7 protein-coding genes are annotated in these 12,326 nt (G+C 45.5%); 3 read left to right on the top strand and 4 right to left on the bottom strand.

The window, feature by feature from the left end; all coding sequences use genetic code 11:
• Positions 1-21: 21 nt before the first annotated feature.
• A complete protein-coding gene (prsT, locus tag MHM99_RS02295) occupies positions 22-2,796 on the bottom strand; it encodes an XrtA/PEP-CTERM system TPR-repeat protein PrsT (RefSeq protein WP_239217985.1) in 2,775 nt (924 codons plus the stop codon).
• A 305-nt stretch (positions 2,797-3,101) separates the two neighbouring features.
• Between prsT and MHM99_RS02300 the strand changes: the two genes are divergently transcribed.
• From MHM99_RS02300 to MHM99_RS02310, 3 genes are all read left to right on the top strand, one after another.
• Positions 3,102-4,892 carry a DEAD/DEAH box helicase gene (locus tag MHM99_RS02300; protein WP_239217987.1) on the top strand — a complete coding sequence of 597 codons (1,791 nt, stop codon included), beginning with the start codon at positions 3,102-3,104 and terminating at the stop codon, positions 4,890-4,892.
• A gap of 129 nt (positions 4,893-5,021) precedes the next feature.
• A complete protein-coding gene (cysG, locus tag MHM99_RS02305) occupies positions 5,022-6,404 on the top strand; it encodes a siroheme synthase CysG (RefSeq protein WP_239217989.1) in 1,383 nt (460 codons plus the stop codon).
• Positions 6,405-6,723: 319 nt separating this feature from the next.
• A complete protein-coding gene (locus MHM99_RS02310; RefSeq protein WP_239217991.1) occupies positions 6,724-7,728 on the top strand; it encodes a hypothetical protein in 1,005 nt (334 codons plus the stop codon).
• A 7-nt stretch (positions 7,729-7,735) separates the two neighbouring features.
• Here MHM99_RS02310 and ccoG read toward each other — a convergent pair whose 3' ends face one another.
• From ccoG to MHM99_RS02325, 3 genes are all read right to left on the bottom strand, one after another.
• Positions 7,736-9,109 (bottom strand): cytochrome c oxidase accessory protein CcoG, encoded by a 1,374-nt coding sequence (gene ccoG, locus MHM99_RS02315; RefSeq protein ID WP_168462863.1) that lies wholly within the window; start codon positions 9,107-9,109, stop codon positions 7,736-7,738.
• A gap of 234 nt (positions 9,110-9,343) precedes the next feature.
• Positions 9,344-10,741, bottom strand: a complete 1,398-nt coding sequence (locus MHM99_RS02320; RefSeq protein WP_239217993.1) for a PLP-dependent aminotransferase family protein — start codon at positions 10,739-10,741, stop codon at positions 9,344-9,346.
• A gap of 93 nt (positions 10,742-10,834) precedes the next feature.
• Entirely contained in the window at positions 10,835-12,232 is a 1,398-nt protein-coding gene (locus MHM99_RS02325) for a PhoH family protein (RefSeq protein ID WP_014978266.1), read from the bottom strand.
• Positions 12,233-12,326 lie beyond the last annotated feature (94 nt).

Below are 12,326 nucleotides of genomic sequence, written 5' to 3' on the forward strand. Positions count from 1 at the left end.
GTATAAGTAAGCTATACGAGCCTAAAGCCCGTACTGCTGCTTAAGCGACTCAGCCCTTTGTTTTGCAGCTTCAGATTTAAACTCTCGACTTGCTAGCTTGCGCGAGGCAAGCGCTTTTTTATCGAGTTCAAGCAACACACTCACGTGATTTAAATACACATCGTCGTTCGCAATAGGACGTGCAGAAACTTCTTCATACAGTTTCAGGGCTGCGGCTTTATCACCTTTAGCCACATAAATTTGCGCTAGCGTATCTACTGCGTCAGCGTTCTCACGTTGCAGTGATACGGCTTTTTTAGCGAGTTCTTCAGCTCGAGTAAGGTTTTTATCTTCAAACGCCAAATACGCTAAGTTGTTTAAGACAACAAAGTTATCCGGTGTTTTAGTTAGCACCTGCTCATAGGTTTTAATGGCTGCTGCTCTGTCTTTGCCGATTTGACGCTCTGCTAACAGCATGGCACTTGGAATGTCGTTACTGTGCGCCTGAACGTGTTTTTCAAGAAACGTAAATGCCTGAGCTTTTTTACCCGACATCTCAAGCGCCGCTATCAACAACAAAGCGTTGTCTGAGTTAGGCGTAGCGTCATAGGCGGCTTTGGCATGCTCTACAGCTTGCTCAGGCGCTTTATCGATAAGATGTAAGCGCGCTATTACGCCTCTAACGAAAGGCAGAGCCTTAACATCATCGGCCGTGCTATTAATGATTTCCCATGCAGGTTTAGCCTGCCCAAGTCGGCTGTGAAAGTAAGCTTTCAATAAGGTTAACTGTGCATCTGGACGTTTAGCCAACACCTTATTGGTTAACGTCAGCCCCTGATCAAATTGCTTTTGAGAGTCGACAATCAACAACTTACCCAATACCGCATTTTTATCTTGCGGGTAAAACGATAGCCAACGATCAAAAAACGCTGTCGCGTCTTCTACATTGTTGGTGGCAATAAGCGCTTGACCCTTTAAGTTCCAAAACGCTTGTGGCGACGCTTCATTACCTTCGACATCTGACAAAAGCGAAACCGTTTTATCAAGCTGACTGTTCAACGAGTACATTCTTGCAAGAAGAAGTCTTAAGTTCAGATTTGTTTTATTGGTGTTGAACTGTGTTTGAGTATGCTTGATAACGTCCTGTGCGTTCCCCTTTTCCATTGCGAGGGCAAACCATAGCGCTAGCGCCTGTACATCGGCGGGGTTCTTATCAATAAAGGCGCGAACAAAGGAAATCGCGTTATCGTTTTTACCTTCGGCTACCAGTAATTTAGCGCGAGAGTAAAACACCTCATTCTTTGCACCTTCTAACTCGCTAGCTTTATCTAGATATTGGGCGGCCTCTTGGTAGGCTCCCTCTGCCGTCGCAATATTCCCTAGGTAAATAAGCGGAGCTGCAGTTTCAGGTGACTGTTCATGCCACTCTTTCGCCGCACTTTTTGCTTTTTCAAGCTGACTAGTAGCAATGTAGGCGCGAAGTAATGTAGCCTGTGACGTCACAGACTCTGGCGACTGCTCTACGGCTTGTTCAAGATTAACTAAGCCATCAATATCATTTAGTGATAACTGCAAAACACCTAAGCGAGATAAGTCTTCTGCCGTGGTACTCACCGCTTCAGACTTTGCCACCATTTGCTGTGCACCGACTACGTTACCGTCTTTTAAAAGCTGATAACTTGCCTTAGAGAATAGTGCGGCATCAATACCTTGCTCGCCTTCTACCCTCGCTAATACTTCAAGCGCTTCATCATTTTCACCGAGCTGCAGCATGCTGTCTGCCAGCATACGAAGACCAGGGTGATTATCAGGAAGACTAGAAGCCACCATTGTCAGGTGACGCTGTGCCGCTTCAAAGTCTTGAATTTGATATGCACTGAAGCCCGCAACCAAACGCACGACCTGATCACTTCTTCCATTTTGAACGGCAATTTCCAAGTGCTCGAGGGCCTTAGCATAATTTTCGTTGGCCGACTCAATGATGCCTTTAAAGGTATTAAGCAGCGGATGGTTTTCATTTAAGGTCAACAAGTCATCTACAATAGGTTCTGCTTTGTCGAGCTCTCTTATTTCAATCAGTAGCGCTGCATAGGCAAATTTGCTGGTTACGTCGTCAGGATACTGACTCACATACACGCCGTAGACTTCGGCAGCTTTACTCGGCTCACCTTTTTGAAGATAAATTTTTGCTAACTGTTGTAGCACGTCTTTATTGGTGGGGGCTTGTTCTCGCAGCTTCTCGGTGGCGGCTAGCGCTCCATCCATGTCGTTCTCTAAAACAAAGGCATAACTGTCAATAAGGCCTTTATAGACTGAGCTCGTATCTAGGGTTGATAAATCAGCCAGTAGCGTTTGAGCTTCTTCGTTTTTACCTAGCTGCATTAAAGCCTGTAGCTTATAAAAACCCACCTCGGCTGATTCAACTGCTGACATCCCTTCTGCGCGATAATCTACTTCGGCCAGCGCATTTTCTGCGCCTGACTGTTGGTAAGCGACCGACAATAGAGGAATGACTTGGCTAACAGGATGCCCAAGTTCCATTGCCTTGTTGAGTTCTTTTTCAGCAGCTGAAAAATTACTTTCCTGCAAGTACAGCTTGCCAAGTTCGAAGCGCGGTGCTGCGGCATCGGGCGCTTTTTGAATGGCATTTTTATATTCAACAATGGCGGCGTCGATTTGTTGAGAAGAGGCGTAGTTCCTTGCATCTGCTAAATGGCTTTCCATTGATTTTTCACTACATCCAGATAAAAGCGCGCTGGTCAGCATCACCGCTAACGTTGTGCTTTTAAGTAATGTATTGGGTTTCATTTTTGTCATTGTAATTCCTTGCCCTACCTCAACTTTTTATTGTCACATCGCTACACATTGAAAATAGCGCATGGTGTACTGTCTATTATTTCATCTAAACTGTGCAATTTCGTGGCAACCTTGCCATTATTCGAATATAATATGGTTTTTTGCAACACTGCTGGCAAGCATATCGCGAAATACGCTACGAATACGCTTCATAAACTCGCCCGAAAGGCCAGTTCATCGCTGTATAGCGTCTTGCGATAATAAACCGAAAAAGTACGGTTTAATCGTATGCCGCACCCTCCTTACTTAATGCACCAGGATCCTTAATGACCACAACTGTCGACATGACATTTAAAGACCTCAATTTACCAGAACCTATCTTACAAGCCCTTGAAAAAGTTGGCTACGAGAAACCGTCTCCTATTCAAGCTGAGAGTATTCCTCTTTTACTTGAAGGGCACGATTTACTCGGTCAGGCACAGACAGGGACAGGAAAAACCGCTGCGTTTGCCCTGCCCATGTTGGCAAATATCGATCCTGAAGAACGTAAGCCGCAATTACTGGTATTGGCCCCAACCCGTGAACTAGCTATTCAGGTTGCAGAGGCGTTTCAGGTTTATGCGAGCTTTAGTCAAAAAATTAAAGTACTTCCAGTATACGGCGGTCAGTCGTACGACAACCAAATTCGCCAGCTTAAGCGCGGCGTTCAGGTTGTTGTAGGTACACCAGGCCGTATCATCGACCACATTAAGCGCAAAACGCTAGACTTAAGCGAACTTAAGTTCCTAGTGCTAGACGAAGCTGACGAAATGCTTCGTATGGGCTTTATCGATGACGTTGAACTTATTCTTAGCCACGCACCAGAAGAGCGTCAAACCGCACTGTTCTCGGCTACTATGCCTGGCCCAATTAAGAAAATTACTCAGCGTTATTTGAAAGACCCTAAGCACGTTAAAATTGCGTCTAAGGTAAGTACGGCTAGCACTATTCGCCAGCGCTATTGCCAAATTGCACCACACCACAAGCTTGAAGCGCTAACGCGTATCATGGAAGTGGAAGTGTTCGACGGTATGATCATATTCGTACGTACGAAAACCGCTACGGTTGAACTAGCAGATAAACTCTCTGCTCGTGGTTACGACGTAGAACCACTAAACGGTGATATTCCTCAGGCTGCTCGTGAGCGCACTGTTGAAAAACTTAAACAGGGTAAAATTGATATCCTTGTCGCTACTGACGTTGTAGCCCGTGGTCTTGACGTTGAGCGTGTAAGCCACGTTATCAACTACGATATCCCGTACGACAGCGAATCTTACGTACACCGTATTGGTCGTACAGGTCGTGCTGGTCGTCAAGGTGATGCGATCCTATTTATCTCTCATCGCGAAAAGCGCTTGTTGTTCTCTATTGAGAAAACCACCAAGCAGCCTATTGAAGCAATGCCAATTCCTTCAATTAGCGAAATTAATGAAACACGTTTAAGCCGCTTCAAACAATCAGTTGCCGAAGCAACCCAAGACGATAGCATTGAATCACTAATGCCTATTGTTGAGATGATTAAAGAAGAAAACGAAGCGTCTCCTGAAGTATTGATGGCAGCCCTGCTTAAAATTGCGCAGGGCGACGAACCGTTAATACTTAAAGAATCAGATCGTCCAGATATTAACAGCAAGCCTCAGCGCGACAGCCGCGAGAGAAACTCTCGTGACCGTGATGGTCGTGAGAGAAAGCCAAGAATACCTCGTGGAAACCGCAAGCCTGAAGAAGGCATGCAGCGCTTCCGCATTGAAGTAGGTCACGTACATGGTGCGAAGCCTGGAAATATCGTTGGCGCTATTGCTAATGAAGCAAACATAAATTCGAAGCACATTGGCGCTATCGAAATTTATGACAACTTCAGCACGGTAGACCTTCCTGAAGGTATGCCTAAGGAAACGCGCGATACGCTACAGGGCACCCGTGTTGCTGGTCAGCGTTTGAATATTCGCGAATGGTCAGATACACCGCCGGCTAAAGGTCGTGGCGATCGTGGTAACCGTGGTGACAGAGCGCCTCGCGGCAATCGTGAAGACCGTCCTAATCGCGGAGATCGCGAAAACCGTAAGCGTAAGAACTAAATAGCAATACATTCAGCCTTTATATAACTAATAGCAATATAAAGGCTGTTTTCGTTGTTTTCTAATTAAAAAGAATTGGCGCAAAATAGTGTCAGTTCTTTTTTTGTATTTGAAGCTAAGAAAACCTTTATGGATTACTTTCCGTTATTCCTAGACGCCAGAAAACTCAATGTTCTAATTGTTGGGGCTGGTGAAGTTGCTGCCCGTAAGCTAGAGCTTATTATGAAGACACCTGCGACCATCACTGTAGTGGCGCCTTGGGTTTGCGATACGGTGAAGCAATTGGTGCAAAATGAGAAAGTGACACTTATTGAACGCGAGTTTGAAAATAGTGATCTCACCCATAAAGATATGGTCTTCATTGCCACCGATAAAGGCGATGTTAATCAACATATTCACGACTTAGCGCGCGCTAACAAAGTGTTGGTGAACGTGGTGGACAATACGCCGCTTTGCCAATTCATCACCCCCTCTATTGTTGACCGCTCTCCTATCGTTATTGCTATGAGTAGTGGTGGTGTAGCGCCTGTTTTGCTTCGATATTTACGTCAAAAGTTAGAAACTGTACTGCCTGCTAACTTAAGTCGACTTGGCGCATTTTCTGAAAAATTCCGCGAAAAAGTAAAACAAACGCTTAATGGCGTTACCGCTCGTCGATACTTTTGGGAAGACGTGCTCGATGGTGACATTGCTGAAATGGTAGAAAAGGGCCAAGACAGCAAAGCCGATGATGCATTCGAATTAGCACTGCAAGCCGCGGCTCAGGACAAAAAAGTAGAAGGGCAAGTGTATTTGGTGGGAGCAGGTCCTGGCGACCCCGATCTTCTTACCTTTCGCGCCTTGCGCTTAATGCAAAAGGCCGACGTGGTAGTCTATGATCGCTTAGTATCGCCGCAAATTCTTGAGCTTGTACGCCGTGACGCTGAGAAAATCTACGTGGGTAAGGCCAAAAGCAATCACACGCTTCCTCAAGACGACATTAACCAGCTAATGGTTGATGAGGCCAAAAAAGGCAATCGCGTAGTGCGCCTAAAAGGCGGCGACCCATTCATATTTGGACGCGGTGGAGAAGAAATTCAAACCCTCATTAAGCACGGCATCGACTTTCAGGTAGTTCCCGGCATTACCGCCGCAAGCGGGGCGTCTAGCTATGCTGGCATTCCACTTACTCATCGCGATCACGCCCAGTCTGTGGTATTCGCCACTGGTCACCTAAAAAATGGCACTATCGACCTCAACTGGCCTGCCCTTGCACAGAAGAATCAAACCGCTGTGTTTTATATGGGTTTGACAGGCTTGCCGATTATCTGCGAAAAGCTCATTGAACACGGTCTTGATGCCAATACGCCTATCGCTTTAGTTCAATCGGCGACTACCGAAAAGCAGGCGGTACTAACAGGCACGCTGAGTAATATTGTGGCTAAGCAAGAAGAGGCGCAATTACAGCCTCCTACACTTATTATCGTCGGTTCAGTTGTTAGTTTACGTGACGAACTAAACTGGTACCAATAATCCCTTCCTGCCCCTTTGTGTAAATAAAGGGGCTCTGTACCAGCTTTCCGCTTAAGAACGTCGGCAGGCCTACGCAAAACATGTACAAAGTATTCAGCAACAACTCAGTGGTTTACCCACTAATCGACAGTTTTTGAATCAAGTAGCACAATCCCAAGGTCTCTCAATGCATTATTAACGGCCACTGCCCTTTGCTAGGGTAATGGGCTGGCACGACCCAAGGCAAAGGCTTCAAAATAGCCTTTACCTTGTTTTTTTCATTTTCACGCGCATACTCACAAAATGAGTGATCAATTATTGAGTTACCCCAACGATAACAATGAAGCTTCACACTAACTCGAAAAAAAAGAACATTTGGCGCTTTATTAGTAAGGTAACGAGATACCTTGGTCTCGCTACGATCCTAGTGGTTTTCCATGTTCAGCATGCGCTCTCTGAACAACTCGAGTTCAAAAGAAAGAAGACTGATACCGGCATTCAGTTCTATTACGAATGGATTGACGGTGCGAAGCAGCGACATAACCTCAGGTTTGAAATTCCCTTTGAGTCAATTGAAGATTTGCCGCTCAGGCAGACAAATTACAAGCCCAAAATAGCACAGCGACACGTGACTGTTGCATTGACCAAAGCAGCAAAGGCTATCGACCCCAAGGACGCAAAAATAACAATCAAGCCCTTGAGAGAAGCCATTAATATTAAAGTGTCGGGGACTGACGAAGAGAAAATAGAAGACGTTCAAGCGCATTTACGTGACGTACAGCAAAACGCTTACGATAGCTACTTGCGTGAACATTACTTCACGCGCTTTACGACCATATTTAACCAAAGTGCCATAAAGCCAGATCACCTGCGTTACATCTCTGAGTCAGTAAAACCTTTGGTGTCCGTTTCTCAAGCGTTTTACGAGAAAGTCGCGTCTGAGTCAGATTCTAGAGCCTATTTTTCTTTAATTCTCAGTTGGCTGCAAAGCATCCCTTACGACACGTTAGAAGATAGAGTAGTGAGTAATGGCTCTGGGTATGCGCCGCCCATAAGTGTGCTTATGCAGAACCTAGGGGACTGTGACAGTAAAGCAGTATTAGCGTCTTCAATGGTAAGAGCTTTTTTACCTACTACAAAGATGATTGTGCTTTATCTGCCCAACCATGCCTTGCTTGGAATTGCATTAACCCCCATGGCAGATGACCGAACCATAGAGCACGATGGCGACGTTTACGTGCTCTATGATCCTACGGGTCCGGCACTCATTCCTTTCGGGCAAGTATCCGAAGATACAGAGCGCAACATTGTGACCGGGCGCTACCAAGTGGAAGTAGTAGATTAAGTTTCATCTACATTTGCCTGTTATTCCCTGAATAGAACATCACTTCATTGCCAATCACACTGTTGGTAGATTTATCGATAATAACAAAGCTAACAGATTGCATGGTATTAGCCATTGGCGACAATGCTTCAACTGAAAACGGCACATTTCGCTTTTCGCCTGGTGCTACGTTTATAGTCGGTACGTTAATAAGCTGCATATCTGATGGCGTTTCTATAGCAATTTCATAGGTTTTGGCCACGCGGGATTTATTTAAAACGGTTAACGTATAAGTGTTTTCAATGTGTCCCGCGTTGTTCTCTCTGTAAAGCGCGTTGCGGTCACGGCTAATTGAAGCTTCGAAGTCCTGCCTGTCGATAGCCCACTCGCCCATTGCGAGCAGTATGGCAATGATTGCGGCGCCGTAAAGATAGTTAGTGATTTTACGCCCAGAATTCCTGCCGGCTCGCGAAAAATTGATAAGTTTGAGCGGATAGCCAAATTTGGCCATGACCTTGTCGCATGCGTCAATACACAGGCCACAGTTAATGCACTCGTACTGAATTCCTTCACGAATATCGATGCCTGCTGGGCAGACTTGAACGCATAAATTACAATCGACACAATCGCCCAAGTCTTTGTGCTGTGAAAAACGCTTCCTTGGTCCGCGACTTTCTCCTCTGGTTTCGTTGTAAGTAACCAATGACGTACTGTTATCAAACATCGCAGCTTGAAAGCGAGAATAGGGGCACATGTGCGTGCACATTTTCTCTCGAAGCCAACCGGCATTGGCATAAGTGCAAACGGCAAAGAACATTGTCCAGCCTGAAATTAACGCAGGCGCAGAGAAAGTGAAAAACTCCGTATATAGACGAGATGCCGGATAGAAGTAAGACATAAAAACCAGCGCAGTAATAAGGCTTAATGCCAACCATGCACTGTGTTTTGCCCCCTTTACGACTACTTTTGTTAGTGAGCTAGGCTGCTTATCTAAAGCCTTGCTTTGATTGTGCGTACCTTCAATACGGCGCTCTACCCAATTGAAAGCGAGAGTCCATACGGTTTGAGGGCAAGTAAAGCCACACCATACTCGCCCGTAATGACGGGTGACTAAAAACAAAACAAAAGCCGCAAGAATAAACAGAAAGGCAAAAATCATGAGGTCTTGTGGATACAACACCCATGTAAAAAGCGTGAGGGTTTGACGCCCCACGTCAAACAAAATCGCCTGCTGTCCTTGGTATTGAATAAAGGGGAGCGCAACAAACAGCGTCACTAATACTACATTCAAGTATCGACGTATTTTTTGAAAGTGCCCGGTTTCCTCACGGATATAGATTTTTTTGCTTTCTACGGGTGTACAAGCAATGATGTCTTCTTGCCGAATTTTAACTGCCGTCATTAGCTTTCTCCGAAAATTTTGCGCTAATGGTAGGGATTTAAGGCCGTTAAAATAGAAACAGATTAGGGGTTTCTTTATAGATCAGTTGCAATAGATTTTAAGGCGCAGATATTTAAGGCGTAGGCTTTGAAGTCGCAGATTTTTAAGGTGAATGTTTTTCTTGTTTCAAACCTGCACCCTATACATAATGTGCAAAAACTACGGTTTGCGTTACGCAGATTGATAACACGTTATTTATGAAAGACTTTTTATAAATAACGAAAGCTTAAGCAGTTGATTGCGCTTCGCTTCATTCAGAGCAAACGATGCATTTAAACGAAAACAATGGTTAAACTCATTGGTTAAGCTAAACAGTTTTCCAGGCGCAATGGTGATGTGTAAACGCAACGCTTCTTTATAAATAGCCATTGCATCAACATGCCCCCGGCTTTCCACCCACAAAAAATAGCCGCCACTATGTGTATGAATAGTCGCAACGTCTGATAGAAGGTCGGTAAGCAGCGCCGTTATCGTCTTCTTACGAGCGATGAGTTTTTTTCGCAGCTGCTTTAAATGAGACTCGTAATTTTTTGTGGATAAATAGTCTACAAGCGCAAGCTGTATCGGCGCACTGGTTGCCAATGTACTCATAAGCTGCTGTTTTTGTATTTCAAGGGCACGCTTACCTGCGGCGACCCACCCTATTCTGTACCCTGCCACTAAAGACTTGGAGAACGATGAACACAACATACTATCTCCCTCTTTCATAAAATGCTTAATTGGCAGAGGTGGACGCTTATCAGCATAGAGCTCGGCATACACATCATCTTCAATAAGGGCAACATTATACTTATCCAGTAACGCGGCCACCTGCTGTTTTTGAACGTCACTCAATGAGTATCCAACAGGATTTTGAAAGTTGCTCATAAGCCAGCAGGCTTTCACATTATGATTTTTAAATGCGCGCTCAAGTGCAGCTACATCCAATCCAGTGTTGGGTGATACCGTTACAGTAATCGCTTTTAGACCTAAACGTTGAAGCGCCTGCAGCGTTCCGTAAAACACCGGCGACTCGACAACCACCCAGTCTCCTGGTGTGGTGCATGCCTGCAAACTCAAGTTCAGCGCCTCTAACGCACCAGCGGTAATAATGATTTCATCAGGCGATATATTCACGCCTTTGGCGGCATAGCGCTTAGCGATGATTTTTCTGAGGTCCAGGTTACCTGGAGGCAAATTATCCATGGCGCTGGTCAAGGAAATTTGCTGGGCGGCAGCTGCAATAGACTTATTTAAATGTTGCCTTGGATAAAGGCTTGGGTCGGGGTAAGCAAATCCTAAACTGAACATGTGGGGGTCGCGAGAGGCCTGCAGCACTTCATACACAAAGTCGTTAATGCTGACGGCTTCTGTGGCCTGTACACGCTCTTTTGAGGCATTGCTCGCTTTAGCTGTTACCAGAAAGCCAGAACGTTCTTGGGAGCTGACTATGCCTTGGCTTTCTAACATCTGATAGGCGTGCAGCACTGTCATTAGGCTGAAGCCTGTTTGTGCTGCCTGTTTGCGAAGCGATGGGAGCTTTTCATTTTCTACCCACACGCCGCGCTCAATCTGCTCTTTAAGTTGGTGAGCTAAAACTTCGTATTTAGCCACGTTATACTCCGATAGTTCCCACCAGCGGAGTATAACAGTGAGGACAGTATTCTGTTATAAAAACAATACTACCAATTTACGCGTTATCTTAGGTTAAAGATTCTCTTCAGCAAAACTCGCAAGACGACTTCTTACCACGCCGTCTAAGTTTATGGTGGCACTGCCCGAGAAGTCTTTAAACTTCTCAACCAAGTAAGTAAGCCCCGATGTCACTGCGCTCAGGTAGTTACTGTCTATCTGCGCCAAGTTACCGCCCACTATCAGCTTCGTTCCTTCACCACAACGTGTGATGATCGTTTTAAGCTGTGACGCGGTTAAGTTCTGCGACTCATCCAAAATCACAATCGCATTTTGAATACTTCGGCCTCGCATAAAGTTTACCGACTTATACTGAATGTTGGCTTTTTCCATGATGTAATTCATAGACCCTTTGGTATTTTCGTCGTGCTTGTGGAGTACTTCCAAAGAATCGGTAATTGCTGCCAACCAAGGCAACATTTTTTCTTCTTCCGTCCCCGGTAAAAAACCAATCGACTCAGCAATTTCCGGCGTGCTTCGCGTGACAATGATTTTGTCATACATGTTACGCTCTACCACCATTTCAAGGGCTGCCGCTAACGCAAGTAACGTTTTACCACTACCGGCAGGGCCAGTGAGAATAACCATATCAATGTGTGGGTCTAGCAGCGCATGAAGCGCCATGGCCTGCCCTATATTTTTGGGTGTGATGCCCCAGGCATGACGACCCATCAAGCGTTCATAGCCTAAATCCAACACCTCTAAATGATCGTCGGTGATCTCTTCTACTAAACCTGCAAACTGTTTCGTTTCGTCGAGCAAAAACTCGTTTACATACGCTTCTGGCAACATAGACTTGGGGATAGTGTGAATGGTGTCGCGCCCTTCGCTGCGGCTATCCACGCTTTTTACGCTGTCCCAAAAATTACCTTCAAAGGTATGAAACCCGCGAGATAGATATTTGATGTCAGTAATTAGCTGGTCGGTGCGGTAGTCTTCAACATGAGCGAGGCCTGCCCCTTTCGCTTTAAGGCGCATGTTTAAGTCTTTGGTAACCAACACCACTTTTTGCGGCGCGAACGTCTTTTGCAAGTGCAGCGCTACGTTAATAATGCGGTTGTCATTCTCGTTGCTGGTAAACACTTGCTGAGCCTCAACCATGTTGAGGTCGGCGAATATAGATAGACTCCCTGTAGGTGCCGTTTGACCCGCGCCCAACCCTTCCATCGATACACCCGCTAGCATATCTTCTGGCGTTGCGTCGTGGAGTAAATCCTCCATAGCCCGAATGGATACCCGTGCATCACGCGCCACGTCTTTTTTGCTGTCTTTGATGTAGTCGAGCTCTTCCAATACGGTCATTGGAATAACAACGTCATGTTCTTTAAAGGAGAGAAAAGCGTGAGGTTCGTGCAGCAGAATATTGGTATCGAGGACGTAAATCTTAGTATCGGTAGAATTTTTTCTTGGCATCCTTCACTCCGGTAAATAAAGCCAGGTTAGACGTATTGTTCATTTATGAACGCACGCGCTAACAAGCTACAGTTACGGTTGTAGGAGAATGCCG

The sequence above is a fragment of the Alteromonas sp. MmMcT2-2 genome, assembly GCF_022348305.1.
GTDB classification, from domain to species: Bacteria; Pseudomonadota; Gammaproteobacteria; order Enterobacterales; family Alteromonadaceae; genus Alteromonas; species Alteromonas macleodii.